Origin of the sequence: Escherichia sp. KTE114 (assembly GCF_000407765.1) — a bacterium.
GTDB lineage: Bacteria > Pseudomonadota > Gammaproteobacteria > Enterobacterales > Enterobacteriaceae > Escherichia > Escherichia ruysiae.
On sequence record NZ_KE136626.1, the window covers coordinates 2,688,422 to 2,711,234 of the forward strand.

Genomic DNA, 22,813 nt, shown 5'->3' on the forward strand with positions numbered 1-22,813 from the left:
TCCCCTTTCCCTGAATGGATGAGAGGAAAACCCCACATCCGGAAAACGTCTTTGCGAGCCGCTTTCCAGAAACAGAAAAACCATTACCCCTGAAAACCGAAAAATGCCACAATATTGGCTGTTTATACAGTATTTCAGGTTTTCTCATGGCATTAACCGCCGCGCTTAAAGCGCAAATTGCCGCCTGGTATAAGGCGCTTCAGGAACAGATCCCCGACTTTATTCCCCGTGCGCCGCAGCGGCAGATGATTGCGGACGTCGCCAAAACGCTGGCCGGAGAAGAAGGGCGGCATCTGGCGATTGAAGCGCCCACCGGCGTTGGGAAAACGCTCTCCTATTTGATCCCCGGCATTGCGATTGCCCGCGAAGAGCAAAAAACGCTGGTGGTCAGTACCGCCAACGTGGCATTGCAGGATCAGATCTACAGCAAAGATTTACCTTTGTTGAAAAAGATCATTCCCGATCTTAAATTCACCGCCGCTTTCGGGCGTGGGCGCTACGTTTGCCCGCGTAACCTGACGGCGCTTGCCAGCACTGAACCCACGCAACAGGATCTGCTCGCTTTTCTTGACGACGAACTGACGCCTAATAATCAGGAAGAGCAAAAACGCTGTGCAAAGCTGAAGGGCGATCTCGACACTTATAAATGGGATGGCCTGCGCGATCATACGGATATTGCTATTGATGACGATCTCTGGCGACGGCTGAGTACCGACAAAGCCAGCTGCCTCAACCGCAACTGTTACTACTACCGCGAATGCCCGTTTTTTGTTGCCCGTCGGGAGATTCAGGAAGCAGAAGTGGTGGTGGCAAACCATGCGCTGGTTATGGCGGCGATGGAAAGCGAAGCTGTATTGCCAGACCCGAAAAACTTGCTGCTGGTGCTGGATGAAGGGCATCACCTGCCGGACGTGGCGCGGGATGCGCTGGAGATGAGCGCCGAAATCACCGCGCCCTGGTATCGGCTGCAACTGGACTTGTTCACGAAACTGGTCGCCACCTGCATGGAGCAGTTTCGCCCGAAGACGATCCCACCGCTGGCAATCCCTGAACGTTTGAATGCGCATTGTGAAGAGTTGTATGAGCTTATCGCCTCCTTAAACAATATTCTCAATCTCTATATGCCTGCCGGGCAGGAGGCTGAGCACCGGTTTGCGATGGGCGAACTGCCTGATGAAGTGCTGGAGATCTGCCAGCGGCTGGCGAAACTGACCGAGATGCTGCGTGGCCAGGCAGAACTGTTCCTCAACGATTTAAGCGAGAAAACCGGCAGCCACGATATTGTGCGTCTGCATCGGTTGATTTTGCAGATGAACCGCGCGCTGGGGATGTTTGAGGCGCAAAGCAAACTCTGGCGGCTGGCCTCGCTGGCGCAATCTTCCGGTGCGCCAGTGACCAAATGGGCGACGCGGGAAGAGCGTGACGGGCAGCTACATCTCTGGTTTCACTGCGTGGGGATCCGCGTCAGCGATCAGCTGGAAAGGCTGCTGTGGCGCAGCATTCCGCACATTATTGTCACTTCCGCGACCTTGCGTTCGCTGAACAGTTTTTCGCGTTTGCAGGAGATGAGCGGGCTGAAAGAGAAAGCAGGCGACCGCTTTGTGGCGCTGGATTCACCGTTCAACCACTGCGAGCAGGGCAAAATTGTTATTCCCCGGATGCGCTTTGAGCCTTCCATCGACAGCGAAGAGCAGCACATTGCTGAAATGGCGGCCTTTTTCCGTGAGCAGGTGGAGAGCAAAAAGCATCTCGGCATGTTGGTGCTGTTTGCCAGCGGACGGGCGATGCAGCGGTTTCTCGACTATGTGACGGATTTACGTCTGATGCTGTTAGTGCAGGGCGATCAGCCGCGCTACCGCTTAGTTGAACTGCATCGCAAACGCGTCGCTAACAGTGAGCGCAGCGTGCTGGTGGGCTTACAGTCATTCGCCGAAGGCCTTGATCTGAAAGGCGATCTGCTCAGCCAGGTGCATATCCATAAAATCGCCTTTCCGCCTATCGACAGTCCGGTGGTGATCACCGAAGGCGAATGGCTAAAAAGTCTTAATCGCTACCCGTTTGAGGTGCAAAGCCTGCCGAGTGCTTCGTTTAATCTGATTCAGCAAGTTGGGCGTCTTATTCGAAGCCACAGTTGCTGGGGCGAAGTGGTTATCTACGACAAACGCTTGTTGACCAAAAATTATGGCAAGCGACTACTGGATGCATTACCGGTATTTCCAATAGAGCAACCGGAAGTCCCTGAAGGTATAGTTAAAAAGAAAGAAAAAGCGAAATCCCCACGCCGTCGGCGGCGTTAATGATGTGAGTCAGGTAAGGAGTCGTAAATGGACTATCGCAAAATCATTAAAGAGATCGGGCGCGGGAAAAACCACGCACGCGATCTGGACCAGGATACGGCGCGCGGTCTGTATGCCCATATGCTCAATGGCGAAGTGCCTGACCTTGAGTTGGGTGGCATATTGATTGCACTGCGTATCAAAGGGGAAGGGGAAGCAGAGATGCTCGGCTTTTACGAAGCCATGCAAAATCACACCATCAAGCTGACGCCCCCCGTCGGCAAGCCGATGCCGATTGTCATCCCCAGTTACAACGGCGCGCGTAAACAGGCCAACCTGACACCGTTGCTGGCGATTCTGCTGCATAAACTCGGTTTTCCGGTGGTCGTTCACGGCGTTAGTGAAGATCCGACTCGCGTGCTGACCGAAACCATTTTTCAACTGATGGGGATTGCGCCAACGCTACATGCCGGACAAGCACAGGCGAAGCTTGACGAGCACCAGCCGGTATTTATGCCCGTAGGCGCGTTTTGCCCGCCGCTGGAAAAACAACTGGCGATGCGCTGGCGGATGGGCGTGCGCAACAGTGCGCATACCCTGGCGAAACTGGCGACACCGTTTGCCGAAGGTGAGGCACTGCGTCTTTCCAGCGTCTCGCATCCGGAATACATCGGGCGAGTCGCGAAGTTCTTTCGCGATATCGGCGGACGGGCGCTGTTAATGCACGGCACTGAAGGCGAAGTCTATGCTAATCCGCAACGCTGCCCGCAAATAAATCTTATTGACCGCGAAGGGATGCGGGTGCTGTATGAAAAACAGGACACTGCTGGCAACGTGCTACTGCCACAAGCAAAAGACCCGGAAACCACGGCGAAGTGGATTGAACGTTGCCTGGCTGGCAGCGAACCAATTCCCGAGTCACTGAACATTCAGATGGCTTGCTGTCTGGCGGCGGCGGGCGAAGTGGCAACCATTAGCGATGGTCTGGCGCGCATTAAGCAATCATTTTAATTTCTTCCTCAGCCGGATGATGAGTGTCATCCGGTCTTTACTCCACTGCACCATGAAAGTGCAGCATCTTTATTGACCTTCCCGTGTGCGGCGCGCAGCATAAAAAAACAACAGGCATATAACATAAACAGGAGTTAACCATGGAAAGTGGTCATCGCTTTCATGCCCGGACGCTGCACAACTTTGTCCTGACTGTGTTTCGTCAGATGGGTAGCGAGGAACAGGAAGCAAAATTAGTAGCAGATCATTTAATCGCAGCAAATCTGGCAGGGCATGATTCACATGGTATTGGCATGATCCCGAATTATGTGCGTTCCTGGCAGCAGGGCTATTTGCAGATCAACCATCACGCCAAAATTGTCAAAGATGCGGGGGCTGTGGTCACGCTTGATGGCGATCGCGCATGTGGTCAGGTAGCTGCATATGAGGCCATGACTCTGGGGATTGAAAAAGCACGTCACCACGGTATTGCTGCCGTGGCGCTGCGTAACTCACATCATATCGGGCGCATTGGTTATTGGGCGGAACAGTGCGCGGCGGCGGGGTTTGTCTCTATCCACTTTGTCAGTGTGGTAGGGAGCAAGGCTGTTGCGCCGTTCCGTGGTCGTGACAGTCGCTTTGGCACCAATCCGTTCTGCGTGGTCTTTCCCCGAAAAGATAATTTCCCGCTGCTACTTGATTACGCCACCAGCACCATTGCGTTTGGTAAAGCGCGTGTGGCCTGGCATAAAGGCGTGCCCGTACCACCTGGTTGCCTGATCGACGTTAACGGTGTGCCAACGACCGATCCGGCAGTAATGCTGGAGTCACCGTTAGGAGCGTTGTTGGCTTTTGCTGAACATAAAGGTTACGCCCTGGCGGTGATGTGCGAAATTCTCGGTGGTGCGCTTTCTGGTGGTAAAACCACTTATCAGGAAACATTGCAGCACAGCCCGGATGCCGGTTTTAACTGCATGACGAGCATTATCATTAACCCGGAGCTGTTCGGTGCGCCAGATTGTGCAGCGCAGTCCGAAGCCTTTGCCGAGTGGGTGAAAGCCTCGCCGCATGATGACGATAAACCGATTTTGCTGCCGGGTGAGTGGGAAGTAAATATGCGCCGTGAACGGCAGGAGATGGGGATTCCACTGGATGCCGGGAGCTGGCAGGCAATTTGCGACGCCGCGCGGCAGATTGGTATATCAGAAGAGACGTTGCAGGCTTTCAGCCAGCAGTCAGCCAGCTAAAAAAAGCCCGTCCAGTGACGGACGGGCAAACAAGGGTAACATAGGATCAATGAGGGTTGGAGCACATGCGTCTGTCGGCAAACAGACAGGGAAATTCATAACCTGATAGCTTCTTGCCGGATACGGCGTAAACGCTTTATCCGGCCTGCGAATTACTTATAGATAACCGCTGTGCCGCTTAATTTATTGTTGTTGGTGGCGGATGTGATGCTGTATCCACTGGCGCCAGCCGCCGCCGCTTTTTCAGCCAGTTTCGCTTCCAGGGCATCGAGGGTGGATGCGCCATCGGCAGAAACTACGCCAATTTTATTCATGCTTTGTGCCTGGGATGCCGTGACCGGCTCCGCCGCGAACACGCCAAATGACAGAGTGGAAAGAGCCATAGCAGCAACAACAGTATTGATAGTTTTCATAATTAATCTCTCGCAGGTGATTTTTGTTTAAGTGACGTTGTTTCGTCGATGTGATGAGTATCACGTTTTTTTACGAGAGATAAAATCGAAGAGAATTGACCGCCTTGTTCAAATAAATTGATTGATATCTAACATGCTGATAATCCATTCATTTATCGTATGTATGAACCAATTTTGTAACACGTGGCAGTCACGGCTGCGTTAAAGGCACGGAATGCCACGAAAAACGCAAATCATACTATCTACACATCATGTCAATTGCAGTTAACGTAACTGGCTGTCTTTCGAACCTCTGCGATTATATCCTGTATAATCCTGTTTTTGTAAATCTTTCTCCTGCTGACAGTGAATGCATAAGCGCACGCCAGGAATGGCTTCCCGACGAGCCTGCGGGATGGGGGCGCCGCACTCTTCACATTCATACAGGCTTTCGCCACGCGGAATTTCACCCCTGGCGCGGGCAATCGCATCTTCAATTGTACTGTTGATCTGTTCGTTGACGGCGTCATCGTTAGCCCAACCGGATGCCATATCGTCCTCCCCATATCAATGCTTGTACAGTTAAGTGTAGCTAATATAGGGGCGAACCTGGGCAGTTCAAGCGTCAGATCTCCGACCATTCCCGCAGCAGATTATGATAAAGATTGAGTAGCGACAGGATCTCTTCTCCTTCACCGTAGCGGTTTTTGAGTGACTGAATATTGTTGTCCAGCTCGAACAGCATGGCGCGCTTTTTATCATCGCGGATCATTGATTGTATCCACATAAATGATGCCACCCTTACGCCGTGCGTTACGGGGGTCACACAGTGCAGGCTGCTGGAGGGATACAACACCAGATCGCCTGCCGGAAGTTTTACCCGATGTTGCCCGAAGGTGTCATTGACGACCAGTTCGCCGCCTTCGTAACTTTGTGGATCGCTCAAAAACAGCGTGGCGGAAAGATCGGTGCGCATCCAGCCGTTTTGCGGATGACTGCGTACTGCGCCATCCACATGAAAACCATAGGTTTCATTGTTCTGATAGCGATTAAACAGCGGCGTGGAGATGGTACGCGGCAAGGCAGCGGCAAAGAACAGTGCATGTTGGTTAACCGCGTTCAGCACTTCATTTTGTAATGCGGCATATAACGCGCTGCGGGTGTCTACCTGTTGATTATTCTTGACCTGCGCGCCTTGTGCGCCGGTGGTGACACGTCCATCAATCCATTCGGCTTGTTCCAGTTGGGCACGAAACCGGGCGACGTCCTGTGGCGATAACACACCGGGAATGTGGTACATCATATAGGTTCTCCAAAAAGTGGGGGCTGAGCATCACACCGATTGTTGATAGAGTGCACTTAACTCATGCCGGATGCGGCGTGAACGCCTTGTCCGGCCTACAAAATGATGTGAATTCAATGCATTGCACGAATTTCGCAGGCCTGATAAGCGTAGCGCATCAGGCAGTTCTGTTCTCGCCATCAATCTTAGTGCGCCCTGCACCCCACATCTGAATCAGAAATGCATATTGGCGGTGAGCAGGAAAGTTCTTGGCTCACCCGGGTGATAACGGTAGCCGCTCTTGTTGATTGAGGCGACGTAATCGGTATCGAACAGGTTGTAGACATTTAACTGGAAGTCGAGATTGCGATTAACCCGATAACCCAGTTTGGCATCGGCGACCCAATAACCTTCGGTAAACGCTGGCGTTCCCACCGCGCCGTCTGAACCTTTACGCATACTGCCGATATAGCGAGCGCCTGCACCAACGGAGATATCATCGGTTGCCTGATATTGGCTCCATAGGGTAAAGGCGTGTTCCGGCGTATACGGCAGTGATGAGGAACCATCCTGAGCAACGTCAGCGCCGTTTTTGATAGTCGCTTTTTGCTGGGTGTAACCGCCAATCACTTGCCAGGCCGGAGTGATATTCCCGGCAACGGAAATCTCATAGCCTTCGACGCGTTTCTTACCGTATTGTGAGTAAGTCCCGTCATCATTTTGCTCAACTTCATTTTCGATATCAGTACGGAACAGCGCGGCAGTGAGTAGCAGGCGTTTATCCAGCACCTGCCATTTGGTGCCAATCTCACTGGTTTTGGCTTTTTGCGGTTTAAAGTCGGTACGGCTGGCACTGTTACCGCTGCCAGATTGCGCAAGGGCGAAATTACTGCCACCTGGTGGTTGTTGGGAAACGGCATAGTTCACGTAGACATTGCCATTGTCTGTCAGGTGGTACAGCGCCCCGGCTTTCCAGTTCACCAGATTGCCCGACTTGGCGGTGTCGACGGTGGTGACCGGAGAACCTTTTGCCACACCAGCAGGGCAGGTGATGGCACCGCGTCCGCTGCCGCCGCAGGCGGTAGCACTGTCATATTCAGTATGATAATTGTCCAGCCGAATTCCGCCGTTCAGCTCAAAATCACGGGTGATTTGCAGCGTATCGAAGGTATAAATTGCAAAGGTATCCGTCTGACCATTGGCATTTGCGCCGTTGCGCGTCAGGCCACCGGGATGAATGCTGCTGTCAGGATGATAAATATTCACCGCCGGTAACGTCACCGGATTAACGCCGTAGTTGGTTTGCGTTTCGCGGGTAAATTCCACGCCGGTACTGATATCATGACCGATAGAGCCGGTATAGAACGTCGAGGTCAGGTTGGTCTGGTTGGTGAGAATTTTATTACTCACATCTTTGGTATTCGCAGTGCGTGACCACGTCCAGCTATTCACATCGCTGGTGGGCTGGGTAATATTCGACGCCCCCCCCATAATTGCCGTCATCAGGTAATCCTGCTTCACGCGTGACCAACGCGTAGTATTGCGAATAGTTGTGTTATCGCTGATGTCGTGCTCAAAACGCATGGTGGCAGTATCGGTGGTCGAATCGTCGTAATCGGAATCCGTACCATAAAAGTTATGCGTATCAACTTTTCCGGAATGATTCAGCGCCGCCGTACCCGCAGAAGGTGCGGAATAGCCCGGTAAACCAATGGTCGGAATGCCGCCGTCTGGCGTATTGTGCTGGGTAACGTGTAAATAGTTGAGATACAAACGATTCGACGTACCGAGACCAAATGCCACGGAAGGGGCGACGCCGTAACGCTCGTTTTTGACTTTATCGCGCCCGGCATCGTGCGTTTTTTCGCCCATCATATTCAGACGTACCGCTGTGGTATCGCCAATGACCTGATTAACATCCAGCGTGCCGCGACGGAACCAGGCGCTACCAATACTGGCGGAGGCGTCAATACCTGAATCATTGCGCGGTTGTTTGCTGATCATATTGATCGAACCCGTCGGCGCACTACGCCCGTAGTCGGTGCCGGATGGGCCTTTAATCACTTCGACCTGTTCGGTATTGAAGGTGTCGCGCGAGACGCTGCCAATATCGCGAATGCCATCAATATAAATGCTGTTAGAGGTATCGGCGCCGCGCATATAAATGGCGTCACCAGTGGTGGAGTTACCGTTCTCACCAGCAAAAAACGCACCCACGCCGGGGACGTTTTTAAGCGCGTCGGTAAGGTTGGTTGCGCCCTGATCTTTAATCACTTGTTCCGAAATCACCGTCATCGTGCGGGTTGTATCCGCTACCGGACGCGAGAATTTCGGGTCGGCAGATTGTTGTGGTGCATAAAGCGAAGGCGTTGATGCTTCGACAACCAGCGTGTCATCCGCGTTAGTTTGCCCTTCGGTGGCCAGTGCCTGTGCCACAGGCGTGATACCGATACAAAGACCGGCAAAGAACGTGAGCGAATGAAATTGTCTGGCGGGGAAATTGCGATTGTTTTCCATTTTGCAGGTGACTTTTTCTTATATGTTAAAATTTTCACTGTCACGAGAAAGCATCTCTGCGGATGCGATGCCACTGTTAATCCCGTAAAAGCGATCGTGCAAGTGATAATAATTTTGATAAGCATTATCACTTGGCGCGGTTTTCTATCACCCATTGCGCGAAAAAGAAATACATTTATTTACATTATGTTCATATTTGATGTTTTTTGATTACAAAATGGGCGAAAACTGCATCCAGAGGCGAATGCAGTTACGTTGGTGGGGTTATTTGTAGATGGTTGCAGTACCGAACATCTGGTCATTTCCGCCTGCGGAATTAATGACATAACCTTTCGCGCCTTGTTCGCGCGCTTTTTCTGCCAGTTTATCCTCCAGATCGCTTAGGTTAGATGCGCCGGTCGCCGAAACGGTTCCGGCTGGTCGTAGTTGACCGCTGTCCTGGCTACTCAGTGGCTGCGCGGCATAAGCCGTGAAGGTGATTCCGCTCAGGACGGTGGCAATCAGTAGTGCGAGGCACTTTTTCATAATGACATCCTCATAAATACAACGAGTAGTGCCTGATAAGTGTAGGTCTCTTGTGCGATGAAAATGACGCAAAAAATTGACAGAGATGTGCTTATTTTTTGAACAATATATTTTTACAAAACAAGACAAATCAATGACATGCAGCGTGCTGATTTTTATGATGAATTGATGAAAAATGCAGTCAGGTTAAGGTTTTGAAGCATGTTAAACGCAGCCAGATATTTACCCTGCTGCGTTATACGGGTATCTTACGCCGCTGCTTAAAGGAGAATGCTATGTCCGCCCAGAAACCGGGGTTACACCCGCGCAATCGTCATCACAGTCGCTACGATCTCGTCACGCTTTGTCAGGTGAATCCTGAACTGGCTCAATTCCTTACGCTTACCCCTGCCGGTGAGCAAAGCGTTGACTTCGCCAATCCGCTGGCAGTGAAGGCGCTCAACAAGGCGCTGTTGGCACATTTTTATGCTGTGGCGAGCTGGGATATCCCTGACGGTTTTCTCTGCCCACCGGTGCCGGGTCGGGCAGATTATATTCATCATCTTGCTGATTTACTGGCTGAGGCAAGCGGAACAATTCCAGCCAATGCCAGCATTCTGGATATCGGTGTTGGTGCAAATTGTATTTATCCGCTGATTGGTGTGCATGAATATGGCTGGCGTTTTACTGGTACAGAAACTAACAGCCAGGCATTAAGCAGCGCGCAGGCGATCATCAGCGCCAATCCGGGTCTTAACCGCGCTATCCGCCTGCGTCGGCAAAAGGATACCGGCGCCATTTTTAACGGCATCATCCACAAAAACGAGCAATACGACGCAACCTTGTGCAACCCACCATTCCATGACTCCGCAGCAGCAGCGCGTGCCGGCAGCGAACGCAAACGGCGTAACCTGGGGCTGGACAGAGATAACGCGCTGAACTTTGGCGGTCAGCAACAGGAGCTGTGGTGTGAAGGTGGCGAAGTGGCCTTTATCAAAAAGATGATTGAAGAGAGTAAAGGCTTCGCGAAGCAGGTGATGTGGTTTACCTCGCTGGTATCTCGTGGCGAAAACTTACCGCCGTTGTATCGTGCTCTGACGGATGTTGGCGCGGTGAAAGTGGTCAAAAAAGAGATGGCCCAGGGGCAAAAACAGAGTCGCTTTATTGCCTGGACCTTTATGAACGACGAACAGCGCCGTCGTTTTGTCAATCGCCAGCGTTAAAGCGTAGGCTCCCCCGATGGCAGTGGTGCTACCGGGGGCGTTCCCGGCAGCACCTGATAAGTTTGCACCGGCGCACGAACACCAGCCTGGTCGAAATGTTTTTTCACCTGGCTGTCGAGGGCAAATCTCACCGTCCACTGTTTGAGCGGCAGCGTGGTAAACGAAACACGCAGCGTAAACGCGGTATTGCTTAAGCCGACAATACCGGCAAAGTTCGGTTCACCAATAATCAGCCCGCGAATTTCTTCATTTTCCATCACCGCCGCTACGGCATCCTTCAGCGCCTGATTGGCTTTATCGGCATCCTCATGCCGATCGACATCATAGTTTGCTACCACCGAACCAATGCCACGGACGAAGTTAGCAAAGGTGGTTATCGAAGACCACGGAATGATGTGATACGCACCGGTATCCTGACGCACGCCCACGGAGCGAATCGACATCCGTTCCACCGTGCCGGTCAACGGCCCGATGGTAACCAAATCTCCAGTGTTCATACCGTTTTCAAACTGAATGAACACGCCGGTAATAATATCTTTCACCAGCGTTTGCGAACCAAACGAGATAGCCAGACCTAATGCCCCGGCACCTGCCAGCAGCGGCGCGATATTGACGCCGATTTCCGACAACACAATCATGATGGTGATGGTGCTGATAATCACCGCCAGCGCATTGCGAAACAGTGTCAGCAGGGTACGCGTGCGGGCGCTGGGCAGCGGGCGACCGTGAATATCCGAAGCCAGCCGGTTTTCGATCAAACTGGCGAGCACCGTCCAGCCAACCGCCGAGAAGAAAAGGATGAGCGCGATACGGATCAGGATATCCACGGTTTTCTGCCCCGCGCCGTTTTGCAGCCAGTTCCAGAAATCGAACAGCCCCCAGGCGCTGAGCAGCAACATTACCGCCACGCACACCGTTAGAATACGCGCCGTTTTCAGTGCTGCTGATAGCCAGCCGTTCAGCCGTTTTTGCAGCTCCGGATAGTTACGCTGAGTATGTGGCGAGAGAGTGATGGTCTTCGCCAGCCAGCGGGAAAACATACCGGAAACAAACGCCGCGATACCAATAATCGCCAGACTGCGCACCGTTGCGCCCATCATAAATTTCAGGCTGTTTCCTGGATCGAACAACGAAAAGAAAAACAGCACAATAAAATAGGCGCTTGCCAGCCAGTGCCACACCAGCGCAAAGGCGCGGATAAACAGGCTGAAGAATGCCAGCGAGTGCTCCGCGAAGTTGAGCAAATGCTGGGTAATCTCTTTTTTATTACGAAAGATCAGATACAGCGCCCAGACGGTCATGCACAGCATGATTATCACGTTGGCGAGCGCCCCGATTTGCACATTCACCTGATTAGAGATAATCGGCACTGCCACAATCAGTCCATAACCAATCAGACTGCTTAACCAGCTAAGACGGCGGCACCAGTAGCGGGCGCTTTCATCCTGAATATTGAACGGGCGCAGCTCTGCCACGTTCGGGCAGAAAATCAGGCGTAAAACAGCTTTGAAAAATTCAATCAGAGCGAAAGCATTGAGAAACAGGCTTTGTTGAAAAGCGATGGTTTTGCTACCGGCGTTGAGGTTGTCGCTTAGTACCTGGCCGACAAATAACGTCAGAGCCAGCAACAGCAAATCGATAATAAACGCCCCGATGATCATCGCCGGAAGCTGTAACCAGTTGCTGCGCTCACGGTTTTTTTGCCGCGCCCACTGACCCATTTTGCGATATAACGGCAGCGCGCACAGGCGAATCAGCCAGTAAAAACCAAACACTAAAACCGCTAGCATTGAAAAATGGGTCAGCGCATTGCTGAAGGTTTGTAGATTAAACGGCTTATGCGGGGAGCCAGTGATATTGCGGTAAAGTTGCCCGAAGCGGGCGGAAAGGGCTTCACCATAATGGCGGCTGATTTCAGTCACCTTTTGCAGCACGGTTTGCTCTTCAACCAGCGTCGGCGGCACGATTTTCGGTACGGGGTCTGCAGGGGGCGTGGCGGCAACGGTGCGTAGCTGGTCGATCAACTCTTTGCGCGAGGTGTCATTATCCAGCACGTCCGCCAGTGCGCCATAGGCCGCTTTTTTTTGTTCGATATCCGGTTCCTGAGCCGGTTCAGAGCCTGAATCTGTTGTTGCTGTGGTGGTAACGCCGGGTATGGATACTGCATGGACAGGTGCGCCCAGCAGGCAGATGAGGATGAACAGAATCCACCGCATGACTCCTCCAGTGAGAAAACAGAGCAAAAAGATAAGTATAGATGCTGGGGGAGGAGCGATTTGAAATGAGAGGAATCTGGTGTGCCTCCCTTTCAGGGGAAAGGGAGGCTGAGAAGTTAAGAGACGTGCTGTAAAAATTCCTGCAAACGCTGGCTCGGCGGGTTCTTGATCAACACCTGAGGATCGCCATCTTCCGCAATCCGGCCTTTATCAATAAAGATCAGACGTGAAGCCACTTTCTCAGCAAAACCGATTTCGTGGGTCACAATCACCATCGTCATGCCTTCTTCTGCCAGATCCTGCATAACCTTCAGCACTTCATGGCGCAGTTCCGGGTCAAGAGCGGAAGTCGGTTCATCGAATAGCATCATTTTCGGCTTCACCGCCAGCGCGCGGGCAATCGCCACACGCTGTTGCTGACCACCAGAAAGTTCGGAAGGGTAGTGATGTGCGCGTTCTGCCAGACCGACCTTCGCCAGCAGCTCACGTGCCAGTTTTTCCGCCTCTTCTTTGTTTGCGCCACGCACGCGTAGCGGACCAAACATCACGTTTTCCAGCGCCGTCAGGTGCGGGAAGAGGTAAAATTGCTGGAACACCATGCCCGCTTCCTGGCGAATCAGACGCTCGTCAACTTTCGGATCGTTAACCTTCAGACCATCGACAATCAGATCGCCAGAGGTAATTTCTTCCAGTTTGTTGATGCAGCGCAGCAGGGTTGATTTACCGGAACCAGAAGGCCCGATAATCACCACCACTTCGCCCTGAGCAATGTTCAAATCGATATTGTGCAGCACCTGGGTAGGACCAAAATGCTTGGAGACGTTTTTAAATTCAATCACAGGATTTTCATCCTTCTTTCCAGACGACGCAGAATAAAGCTCAGCACCAGGGTAATAATCAGATAAAACACCGCCACGGCGCTCCAGATCTCAAGGGCGCGGAAGTTACCGGCAATAATTTCTTGCCCCTGACGGGTCAGCTCCGCCACGCCGATAACAATAAACAGCGAGGTGTCTTTAATGCTGATGATCCACTGGTTGCCCAGCGGCGGCAGCATACGGCGCAGTGCCAGAGGTAAAATGACGTAGCGAATGGTTTCCCAACGTGAAAGACCAAGTGCCAGCCCGGCTTCACGGAAACCTTTGTGGATTGACAGCACTGCGCCACGAGTGATTTCCGCAATGTATGCGCCGGAGTTGATCATGATGGTGACCACCGCCGCAGTAAACGGGTCGATGCGTAAGTCGTTAAACGCCATCGGCAGGGCGAAGTAGATAAACATCACCTGGACGACGATAGGTGTGCCGCGAATCACTTCAATAAAGACTAACGCGACGTGGTTGGCTATCCAACCGCCAAAGGTGCGTGCAAAACCTGCCGCCAGTCCGATCACCAGGCCGCCAGCCAGACCGAGGATCGAAATCCACAGGGTCATTTTGGCGCCTTCAATCAGAAGCGGAATGGCAGGCCAGATGGCACTCCAGTCAAACTGCATATGTTGTTCCTGTTACCGTGGTGTAAATAATCAAATTCAGGGTAATTAATGGCGTTGGAGCAAGCCTGTGCCCTCACCCTAATCCTCTCCCCAGAGGGGAGAGGGGACTGTCCGTGCGCTTTACAGGCGTGGTGTTATTATTTCGGTTCTGTACCGAACCATTTTTTGTAGATTTCGTTGTAAGTTCCGTTTTCGCGCAGGGTTTTCAACGCGCCGTTGACTTTATCACGCAGCTCGTCGCTACCTTTCGGGAAAGCAATACCGTATTGCTGTGCTTCCAGAGAGTCACCCACCGCTTTGAACTGGCCGTTACCGGCGGTTTTGATGAAGTAAAGAATGTTTGGTGTATCGTGCAGGACGGCGTCTGCGCGGTTAGTACCCAGTTCCATATAGGCGTTATCGATGTTCGGGAACTGTCGCAGATCTTTGGTTTTGATGTTCGTCTTCGCGTAATCAACGGAGCCAGTGCCGCTCTTCACAGCAACCACTTTACCGTCGAGATCTTTCACGCTTTTCACATCGTTGTTGTTCGCTTTCACCATCACTAACAGACCGCTTTTGTAGTAGCCGTCAGAGAAATCGATCGCTTTTTTACGCTCGTCGGTGATAGTGATGCCCGCCAGCGCCAGATCGACGTTTTTGGTTTGCAGCGCCGGAATGATACCGCTGAAATCCATCGGTTTCAGTTCGTAATCCAGCTTCAGTTCTTTGGCGATTGCCGCCCACAGATCGACATCAAAGCCCACGTATTTGTCGCCCTGTTTAAATTCAAACGGAACGAAAGCGGTATCTGTCGCGACAACTAATTTTTTATCTGCGGCATGGGAAGAAACCGCAAAAGCCAGGGTCAGTGCTGCCAGTGAAACTTTTAATACAGACTTCATAGCATTTCCTTTTTTCTATCCACGGGACGATCCCCTGCGTAACATTTACCTATATGAAAAAATCGTGCCAGTTTTGCAACTCGTTGATTTTTCGAGAGGCGATGAAAACGGATTGCACGATTTATGAGGCAACACCGTTAGATTGCACCATTATGGGGCGCCAAAGTGGTGCGCTAAAATAGTGCAGTCAACACAGTGATTATTTAGCGTAAATCCTGATGAAAAAACAATCTTTATGTAACGATTGTGTGATGATGTTGATACAAAAAGTTTACTTTGTCAGGCTGGAAGGGCAGTTGGATGCACTAAAAAAGTGCGTAGAGACTGGGCATTAAAAAAAACGGCCCCCTTTCAGGAAGCCGCTTTTATTGCCTGCTAACGTTTTGAACCATCAGCGGCGGTGTTATTCGATGTTAGATTCGATAAACCACAGGAATTTATCCAGGTCGCGGGAGGCGGCGGTCAGGATATCTGCAGTATCATCATCTTTTGCTTCACCGATGGCTTTACGTACATCATTGGCGACAATTGCATAACGATCCGCCAGCTCTTTCAGGTGATCCTGAACGTTGTGGATGTCCAGCGGGTAGCTTTTCAGCGGTGTTTTGCTATTGATAACTTGAGTGGTGCCAAGGGCAACGCCGCCCAGTTGTACCGCGCGTTCAGCCATGGTATCCAGATGATCGATCAGAGCGGTACGGAAGCCATCCAGCATTTCATGTACGGCAATGAAGTTAGCGCCGCGCATATTCCAGTGTGCCTGTTTGGTAATCAACGAAAGATCAATAAACTGGATAACCTGACGATTCAGCAACTCTACTGTCGCTTTTTTCTCGCTGTCAGAGACATCGTTGCGGGTATAAAGCAGATTGGTCGCTTTTGATTTAACTAATTTAGCGGTACTCATAATTTCATATCCTCTTGATGTTATGTCCCAGTAATTAACGAGACTAAGTATAGCACCGGCTATGTGTTCCGCTATTCTGGCTGTTCCTATCACACTAATAGTGGTAACAAGCGTGAAAGATAAAACCGACGAAAATACAGTGGCTTATATATTCAAATAAGAACGATTCTTATTTATTTGTTCACCAGGAATTTTCGGAATAAATATGCTTTTGTGTAGTCAGATATATAAGGATGTGGCAGGTGAAAATTAGCGAAATATTCTGCATGGTTATGCATAACCATGCAGAATTGTAAATTTAATTAATATCTATTTCTTCTATTTTGCTCTCTTTGCGTGCTGTCAGCGTGGAGCCCATTGAAGCTGCGATGATAGCGCCGAGCGCCAGAATCTGTATTGGCGTCAGCATCTCACCGAGGAAAATCATCCCGGAAATGGCGGCCAGTGCCGGTTCCATGCTCATCAGCGTACCAAATGTCCGCGTCGGCAAACGGGTAAGGGCAATCATCTCCAGCGAGTAGGGCAGAGCGGTCGAGAGAATTGCGACAGCTAAACCTAATGGAACAACCGACCAATGCCAGAGAGCCTCTCCAGCCTGTAACGCGCCGATTGGCACGAAAATTAATGCCGCAATCAGCGAACCGATCGCCACCGTCGCAGGGCCGTGTTCAGCACCGGCACGTTGCCCACTTAATATGTAGATAGCCCAACAAGCACCGGCACCGAGCGCCAGCGCACAGCCGGTTAAATCGACATGGGAAACATCTTGCCCCAGCGGCAGCAGGAACCACAGACCGAGCACTGCCAGCAAAACCCAAACGAAATCTACCGGGCGACGAGAGGAGAACAGTGCCACCGCCAGTGGCCCGGTGAACTCCAGCGCAACTGCAATTCCCAGAGGTACAGTCTGAATAGAGAGATAAAAGAGATAGTTCATCCCACCCAGAGATACACCGTAAAACAACAGCGGTAACCGTTGTTCTCTGGCAAAACGCAGCCGCCACGGTTTAAAGAAAGCGACAAGAATCAATGTTCCCAGCGCAAGGCGCAGTGCAGTCACTCCAGGCGCGCCAACCAGTGGAAAAAGTGATTTTGCTAATGAAGCCCCACCCTGAATAGACGCCATGGCAACGAGCAATATGACTATTGGTAACCAGACCGGCATTTTACGTAATGACCCTGGCATCCTTTCTCCCATAAAGTTGTATAGCAAGGTAAAACGTGGAGTGTACTGGATGTACCAGTGGCTGGTTGAGCATTTGTTGAAAATTTTTTCCCCGTTTTGGCTAAAATGCGCCAGGATTGATGGATTCATCAGTTTGCTGATTAAGAATAATCTGGATGAGAGAGTGTGAATATATGCGTAATACTTACGCTGTTCACAGAAAAAGTGATTTAAATTTAGATGGATAGCGGTGAATGGAAACGTTCTGTTACACGAAATGGCCCGTTAGACATCACAAATCGCGAAGAGTTTCCCATTAATTTTTGATATATTTAAAACTTAGGACTTATTTGAATCACATTTGAGGTGGTTATGAAAAAAATTGCATGTCTTTCAGCACTGGCCGCAGTTCTGGCTTTCACCGCAGGTACTTCCGTAGCTGCTACTTCTACCGTAACTGGTGGTTATGCACAGAGCGATGCTCAGGGCAAAATGAACAAAATGGGCGGTTTCAACCTGAAATACCGCTATGAAGAAGACAACAGCCCGCTGGGTGTGATCGGTTCTTTCACTTACACCGAGAAAAGCCGCACTGCAAGCTCTGGTGACTACAACAAAACCCAGTACTACGGCATCACTGCTGGTCCGGCTTACCGCATTAACGACTGGGCAAGCATCTACGGTGTAGTGGGTGTGGGCTATGGTAAATTCCAGACCACTGAATACCCGATCTACAAACATGACACCAGCGACTACGGCTTCTCCTACGGCGCGGGTCTGCAGTTCAACCCAATCGAAAACGTTGCTCTGGACTTCTCTTACGAGCAGAGCCGTATTCGTAACGTTGACGTAGGCACCTGGATTGCCGGTGTTGGTTACCGCTTCTAATCACTTCGGTGATATAAAAAATCCGCCTCTCGGGGCGGATTTTTTTATCTTAAGATTTGGGATCGAATATATCGGTTCCGAGATGGTTGTAATCCACCTTCTGTAACTGGAAGTTAGTGATGTATATCGGCCCGGCTTTCTTCTCAGAGATAAACGGGTAATTGATGTTGATCTCCTTCGCTTTAATCCCTGTCCATTGAGAGAAAAAACCTAAGAAGTCATTGGCTGAACGGCGGGCTTTAATTATCCGGTGCGCTTTATCGTCGCTGGAAATGACCATAAAAGGCACCTGGAAATTTTGCTGATATTTATCGTCATGAGCCAGATATTGCACTTCTTTACCGCGTTCTTTAAAGGCCAGACCGTGGTCAGAAAAGTAAACCAGCGAGAAACTGCTACCGCTGTTGCGTAACTGGTCATAGAGTTTGCGCAGTAAATCGTCCGTTTGCGTCATGGTGTAGAGATAGCACGACGTCTCTTTCGATTGCACAAAGGTTTCGTATTTGCCTTGTGTCCGGTCGCAGGCCTGCGGATGTGAGCCCATCAGATGCAAAACAATCAGTTGCGGTTGCGAGTGTTCTTGCGCCAGCACCTGAGCGGTCATGTCCAGTAACGCTTCGTCTTTGGTGTTCTTATCTGCTTCAAAATTACCTTCTTTCAGGAAGTGCACTTCATCTGCACGTTTAGCAATGCTGGCGATGGCGGTATCGTACTCACCAATTTGTCCCTGATTGGAAAACCACCAGGTCTGAAAACCTGCGCGGTTGGCAAGGGTGACAAAGTTATCCTGAAATTGTGGCTTGCCATCGACGACGCGGTTAAGCGTTAAGCCAAGCGATTTTTGCGTGGAGCCGCTGGCGGCAATGTAGTCAGCGAAGATCAGACCGTTAACGCTGCTGGCAAACGGGGTGTTGTTCCAGTGACCGCCAAAGGCACCGAGAGCGTCGCGACGTGCGCTTTCACCGATCACCACCACATAGGTCTGATATTTCGGTTTAACTGCAGTAACCGTCCAGGTATCTTTCATCCCGGAAAGTTTTGCCATCCGCTCTTGCTCTTCAATCACCTCGTTATTGTTGACGATGACATCCTTAGCGAAACGAAATACCGGATAGCCAGTATCCTTCAATTTAAATACGCCGCCCCAGGCCAGGTTTTGCACGGGGGCAACAAAAAAAGTCGCCACGCTGAATACCAGACACAGGCTGTCGAATTTACTCCAGCGCGTTTTTTTACTCTCTTTTTTTCGCCGGACAGCTATCACGCCGAGCGCAAAAATAAATAAGCCGACCAGATAGCTGTACCACGGAAAAATCGTGAGGATTTCAGTCGACTCTTCCATATTGGTGGAGTGCAGGGCCAGCAAGGTATTGAAGTTAGGCGCGCCGTAGGCCTGAGCAAAAGGGAAATAACAGGCTGCCACTAACGAACTGACGCCAACCAGGACTTTTTGCACGCGAGGCAATGTTCGCCATAGCAAAAGCAAAATAGCCGTAAACGCAGCGGTGTAGAGCAAACTGAAGGGATAACCTAAGCCGAGATTAATTAATAGCGACTGTAAAAAGTAGAACGCAGTCCACGGGCTAAATACCCGGCTACGGGTAACAAGCGATTCTTTGAGGGTTAAATTCATATGCCACTATCGTAACAAACGCCATGTGCTTACCCTGGCGTCAAGGGTCAATACCTGCAAGAGTGCGTGAAGAGGGGAAAAGGGTCCGCATCCGCGAGCCGCAATATACGCAGGGCTGCAAGAAGATAGAGCGAGCCGCCGTTCAGGTCAACTACTGACGAACAAATCTTTTGCGAAGGGGATTGCAAATCCGACAAAAAGTGGGGGTTTTCAGGCAGAAACTATTTATGCCTGCAATAACGCAGGAGTGAAGCGGCGTACCGCGACGCCGCTATTTATCGGAAGGTTTATCTTGCTGCGGTTTATTGTTGACCATATCGCACAACATAGAGAGCAGCATTAACCGTACTTTAAAGGGAGAATGACTAAACACGCGCATACACCTCTTGAACTCATTCATAAGACCTCCTGACTTGCTAATCCCGTCGATCCATGAGGGATGATTGCATTACATACAGATATAGCACAGGCTATATTATATAGCTATTGCTAAAACGTTAATTTTTTGTGCCTTCGCAACTCTGGTTTACAATGTGCGCACGAAATGAGAACGCTATATATGTGTCACCATAATGAGGAAGCACAATGAGTCGTCGCGCAGGTACGCCAACAGCAAAAAAAGTGACGCAGTTAGTGAACGTGGAAGAACACGTTGAAGGGTTTCGCCAGGTCAGAGAAGCGCATCGCCGTGAACTTATTGACGATTATGTTGAGCTGATATCTGACCTGATAAGAGAAGTGGGGGAAGCCCGTCAGGTGGACATGGCTGCTCGTCTGGGCGTTTCGCAACCGACGGTGGCTAAAATGCTTAAGCGGCTGGCAACCATGGGACTGATTGAGATGATCCCGTGGCGTGGCGTGTTTTTAACGGCGGAAGGGGAGAAGCTGGCGCAGGAAAGCCGCGAGCGCCATCAGATAGTCGAAAATTTCTTGCTGGTGTTGGGCGTCAGCCCGGAAATTGCCCGTCGTGACGCGGAGGGTATGGAACACCATGTGAGTGAAGAGACGCTGGATGCCTTTCGTTTGTTTACCCAGAAACATGGTGCCAAATGAGCCTGCCTTTTTTACGCACGCTGCAAGGCGATCGCTTTTTTCAGTTATTAATTCTCGTTGGTATCGGATTAAGTTTTTTTGTTCCCTTTGCGCCGAAATCCTGGCCTGCTGCTATCGACTGGCACACCATCATTACTTTAAGTGGCCTGATGCTGCTGACCAAAGGTGTTGAATTAAGCGGTTATTTTGATGTGCTGGGGCGCAAAATGGTGCGCCGTTTTGCTACTGAGCGTCGGCTGGCGATGTTTATGGTACTGGCGGCGGCGCTGCTTTCTACCTTTCTGACCAACGATGTCGCGCTGTTTATTGTTGTCCCGCTGACCATCACGCTGAAAAGACTGTGTGAGATCCCGGTTAATCGGCTGATTATTTTTGAGGCGCTGGCAGTGAATGCCGGATCGCTGCTGACGCCGATTGGTAATCCGCAAAATATCCTTATCTGGGGACGTTCGGGTCTTTCGTTTGCCGGTTTTATTGCACAGATGGCACCGCTGGCTGGTGCGATGATGCTGACATTGCTGCTGCTGTGCTGGTGTTGTTTTCCTGGAAAGGCGCTGCAATATCATACGGGGACGCAAACGCCGGAGTGGAAACCACGGCTGGTGTGGAGTTGTCTGGGGCTGTATATCGTCTTCCTTACGGCGCTGGAGTTGAAACAAGAGCTGTGGGGGCTGGTGATTGTGGCGGCGGGCTTTGCGCTGCTGGCACGTCGCGTGGTGCTCAGTGTGGACTGGACGTTGCTGCTGGTATTTATGGCGATGTTTATTGACGTCCATTTACTGACCCAGCTTCCGGCGTTGCAAGGCGTGTTGAGTAACGTGAGTCATTTATCCGAACCCGGATTATGGTTAACGGCGATTGGTTTATCGCAGGTGATCAGTAACGTGCCGAGTACTATTTTGCTGCTGAACTATGTGCCGCCGTCGTTGCTGCTGGCATGGGCGGTTAACGTAGGTGGTTTTGGCTTGTTACCGGGATCGCTGGCAAATTTGATTGCGCTACGGATGGCGAACGATCGTCGTATCTGGTGGCGTTTCCATCTTTATTCGATACCAATGTTGTTGTGGGCGGCGCTGGTAGGATACGTTTTGTTAGTTATGCTCCCGGCAGTGTAAGAGCTGGCAAATAAAAAGGCGGATTATGAGTCCGCCTTGCGCTTTAAGTTTTAAAGATTAATTCAGACGAACCGGCATCCCGGAACGGTTTTGAATAGCCTGATCCAGAACAGCCTGGTCAACATCTGGCTGACCGGTCACTGTCTGCACGCTCTTGGTTAGCGTAATCGGCACAATTTCCTGACCTTCAAACTGGGCTTCGGTCGTAGACAGCGGATTATGGACTTCAATATAACGGCTGCCGTCCGGCTCGGTGGTCGCTTTTACCGGCTCATCAATAAACTGTACGCGAGTACCGACCGGCACTTTCTCGAACAGGAATTTGATGTCTTCGTTACGCAGACGCACACAACCGTGGCTTACGCGCAGGCCGATACCAAAGTTGGCGTTGGTGCCGTGGATAGCGTACAGGCGACCGATATACAGTGCATACAGTCCCATCGGGTTATCCGGGCCAGCCGGAACGACAGCCGGAAGCGGTTCGCCCGCAGCGCGGTATTCTGCATGCATTTTAGCGGTCGGCGTCCAGGTCGGGCCTGCTTTCTTACGCTCTACTTTGGTGGTCCAGTTGATAGGCGTGTCTTTACCTAACTGACCAATGCCGATCGGCAGTACGATAACGGTGTTAGTCCCTTTTGGATAGTAATACAGACGCATCTCTGCGCTGTTAATCACAATGCCTTCATGAACAGTGTCCGGCAGGATCAGTTGCTGCGGGATGTTCAGTACGGTGCCGCCTTTCGGCAGGAAGGTATCCACACCAGGGTTCGCTTCCATCATATTGGAAAGCCCCATCTGATACTCCGCCGCAAAGTACTCCAGCGGCTGAGTGTTACCTTCAGGGATAGTGATCACCTGATTTTGACCAACCAGGCGACTCCCGTCGGTTGGCAGAGGATAAGTTACCGCTGAAGCGGTACTGCAAAAGCCGACAACAGCGAAGGCCGCTGCGAATAACGTTTTCAATTTCATATTCATGTTAAGCGAGATTTCGTGCCTGGCAGGCCATTAGGTTGAGAATATTAG

Annotated in this window: 22 protein-coding genes; 8 read left to right on the forward strand and 14 right to left on the reverse strand. The window is 51.0% G+C overall.

Features of this window, described 5'->3' with window-relative positions; translation table 11 throughout:
- The first annotated feature begins 146 nt into the window (after positions 1-146).
- The 3 genes from dinG (at position 147) to WC5_RS08315 (ending at position 4,513) form a co-directional block, all read left to right on the forward strand.
- A complete protein-coding gene (gene dinG / locus WC5_RS08325; RefSeq protein WP_016231638.1) occupies positions 147-2,297 on the forward strand; it encodes an ATP-dependent DNA helicase DinG in 2,151 nt (716 codons plus the stop codon).
- A gap of 27 nt (positions 2,298-2,324) precedes the next feature.
- Positions 2,325-3,287 carry a DNA-binding protein YbiB gene (gene ybiB / locus WC5_RS08320; protein WP_000386504.1) on the forward strand — a complete coding sequence of 321 codons (963 nt, stop codon included), beginning with the start codon at positions 2,325-2,327 and terminating at the stop codon, positions 3,285-3,287.
- Between the two features lie 140 nt (positions 3,288-3,427).
- The gene (locus tag WC5_RS08315; protein WP_000443555.1) at positions 3,428-4,513 is read left to right on the forward strand and encodes a malate/lactate/ureidoglycolate dehydrogenase; all 1,086 of its coding nucleotides are present in this window, start codon (positions 3,428-3,430) and stop codon (positions 4,511-4,513) included.
- Positions 4,514-4,665: 152 nt separating this feature from the next.
- On the opposite strand, the gene ybiJ is transcribed toward WC5_RS08315, so the two are convergent.
- The 5 genes from ybiJ to mcbA all read right to left on the reverse strand — a co-directional run bounded on the left by ybiJ (position 4,666) and on the right by mcbA (position 9,229).
- A complete protein-coding gene (ybiJ, locus tag WC5_RS08310; protein ID WP_000849307.1) occupies positions 4,666-4,926 on the reverse strand; it encodes a DUF1471 family protein YbiJ in 261 nt (86 codons plus the stop codon).
- Positions 4,927-5,190: 264 nt separating this feature from the next.
- Positions 5,191-5,457, reverse strand: a complete 267-nt coding sequence (gene ybiI, locus WC5_RS08305; RefSeq protein ID WP_000146365.1) for a C4-type zinc finger protein YbiI — start codon at positions 5,455-5,457, stop codon at positions 5,191-5,193.
- Positions 5,458-5,530: 73 nt separating this feature from the next.
- Entirely contained in the window at positions 5,531-6,208 is a 678-nt protein-coding gene (ybiX, locus tag WC5_RS08300; RefSeq protein WP_000990156.1) for a PKHD-type hydroxylase YbiX, read from the reverse strand.
- 213 nt (positions 6,209-6,421) lie between these two features.
- Positions 6,422-8,704 (reverse strand): catecholate siderophore receptor Fiu, encoded by a 2,283-nt coding sequence (locus tag WC5_RS08295; protein ID WP_000430070.1) that lies wholly within the window; start codon positions 8,702-8,704, stop codon positions 6,422-6,424.
- Positions 8,705-8,968: 264 nt separating this feature from the next.
- Positions 8,969-9,229 (reverse strand): DUF1471 family periplasmic protein McbA, encoded by a 261-nt coding sequence (gene mcbA, locus WC5_RS25335; protein WP_010351222.1) that lies wholly within the window; start codon positions 9,227-9,229, stop codon positions 8,969-8,971.
- Positions 9,230-9,504: 275 nt separating this feature from the next.
- On the opposite strand from mcbA, the gene rlmF reads away from it, so the two are divergent.
- Positions 9,505-10,431 carry a 23S rRNA (adenine(1618)-N(6))-methyltransferase RlmF gene (rlmF, locus tag WC5_RS08285; protein ID WP_010351220.1) on the forward strand — a complete coding sequence of 309 codons (927 nt, stop codon included), beginning with the start codon at positions 9,505-9,507 and terminating at the stop codon, positions 10,429-10,431.
- On the opposite strand, the gene ybiO is transcribed toward rlmF, so the two are convergent.
- The 6 genes from ybiO to rhtA form a co-directional block, all read right to left on the reverse strand.
- On the reverse strand, positions 10,428-12,647 hold the full coding sequence (gene ybiO / locus WC5_RS08280; protein ID WP_016231639.1) for a mechanosensitive channel protein: 2,220 nt from the start codon (positions 12,645-12,647) through the stop codon (positions 10,428-10,430). The genes rlmF and ybiO overlap by 4 nt on opposite strands.
- Before the next feature lie 116 nt (positions 12,648-12,763).
- A complete protein-coding gene (gene glnQ, locus WC5_RS08275) occupies positions 12,764-13,486 on the reverse strand; it encodes a glutamine ABC transporter ATP-binding protein GlnQ (protein ID WP_000569080.1) in 723 nt (240 codons plus the stop codon).
- Positions 13,483-14,142 carry a glutamine ABC transporter permease GlnP gene (gene glnP / locus WC5_RS08270; RefSeq protein ID WP_001159053.1) on the reverse strand — a complete coding sequence of 220 codons (660 nt, stop codon included), beginning with the start codon at positions 14,140-14,142 and terminating at the stop codon, positions 13,483-13,485. The genes glnQ and glnP overlap by 4 nt, the downstream gene beginning before the upstream one ends.
- Before the next feature lie 137 nt (positions 14,143-14,279).
- Entirely contained in the window at positions 14,280-15,026 is a 747-nt protein-coding gene (glnH, locus tag WC5_RS08265; protein ID WP_000843874.1) for a glutamine ABC transporter substrate-binding protein GlnH, read from the reverse strand.
- A gap of 403 nt (positions 15,027-15,429) precedes the next feature.
- Positions 15,430-15,933: a DNA starvation/stationary phase protection protein Dps gene (dps, locus tag WC5_RS08260; protein ID WP_000100800.1), complete on the reverse strand. Its 504-nt coding sequence runs from the start codon at positions 15,931-15,933 to the stop codon at positions 15,430-15,432.
- 298 nt (positions 15,934-16,231) lie between these two features.
- Positions 16,232-17,119 carry a threonine/homoserine exporter RhtA gene (gene rhtA / locus WC5_RS08255; protein WP_010351217.1) on the reverse strand — a complete coding sequence of 296 codons (888 nt, stop codon included), beginning with the start codon at positions 17,117-17,119 and terminating at the stop codon, positions 16,232-16,234.
- A gap of 233 nt (positions 17,120-17,352) precedes the next feature.
- Here rhtA and WC5_RS25340 point away from each other — a divergent pair, with 233 nt between their 5' ends.
- Both WC5_RS25340 and ompX read left to right on the forward strand, forming a co-directional pair.
- Positions 17,353-17,418 carry a hypothetical protein gene (locus WC5_RS25340; RefSeq protein WP_123056750.1) on the forward strand — a complete coding sequence of 22 codons (66 nt, stop codon included), beginning with the start codon at positions 17,353-17,355 and terminating at the stop codon, positions 17,416-17,418.
- A 52-nt stretch (positions 17,419-17,470) separates the two neighbouring features.
- On the forward strand, positions 17,471-17,986 hold the full coding sequence (ompX, locus tag WC5_RS08250) for an outer membrane protein OmpX (protein ID WP_010351215.1): 516 nt from the start codon (positions 17,471-17,473) through the stop codon (positions 17,984-17,986).
- Positions 17,987-18,035: 49 nt separating this feature from the next.
- Here ompX and opgE read toward each other — a convergent pair whose 3' ends face one another.
- Both opgE and mntS read right to left on the reverse strand, forming a co-directional pair.
- Positions 18,036-19,619, reverse strand: coding sequence for a phosphoethanolamine transferase (gene opgE / locus WC5_RS08245; RefSeq protein ID WP_001054695.1), 1,584 nt, complete (start codon positions 19,617-19,619; stop codon positions 18,036-18,038).
- A 271-nt stretch (positions 19,620-19,890) separates the two neighbouring features.
- On the reverse strand, positions 19,891-20,019 hold the full coding sequence (gene mntS, locus WC5_RS08240; RefSeq protein ID WP_001001761.1) for a manganase accumulation protein MntS: 129 nt from the start codon (positions 20,017-20,019) through the stop codon (positions 19,891-19,893).
- A gap of 185 nt (positions 20,020-20,204) precedes the next feature.
- On the opposite strand from mntS, the gene mntR reads away from it, so the two are divergent.
- Positions 20,205-20,672 (forward strand): manganese-binding transcriptional regulator MntR, encoded by a 468-nt coding sequence (gene mntR / locus WC5_RS08235; protein WP_000091016.1) that lies wholly within the window; start codon positions 20,205-20,207, stop codon positions 20,670-20,672.
- Entirely contained in the window at positions 20,669-21,787 is a 1,119-nt protein-coding gene (locus WC5_RS08230; RefSeq protein ID WP_000056428.1) for an anion transporter, read from the forward strand. The genes mntR and WC5_RS08230 overlap by 4 nt, the downstream gene beginning before the upstream one ends.
- 57 nt (positions 21,788-21,844) lie before the next feature.
- Here WC5_RS08230 and ldtB read toward each other — a convergent pair whose 3' ends face one another.
- Positions 21,845-22,765 carry a L,D-transpeptidase gene (ldtB, locus tag WC5_RS08225; RefSeq protein WP_001056379.1) on the reverse strand — a complete coding sequence of 307 codons (921 nt, stop codon included), beginning with the start codon at positions 22,763-22,765 and terminating at the stop codon, positions 21,845-21,847.
- Positions 22,766-22,813 lie beyond the last annotated feature (48 nt).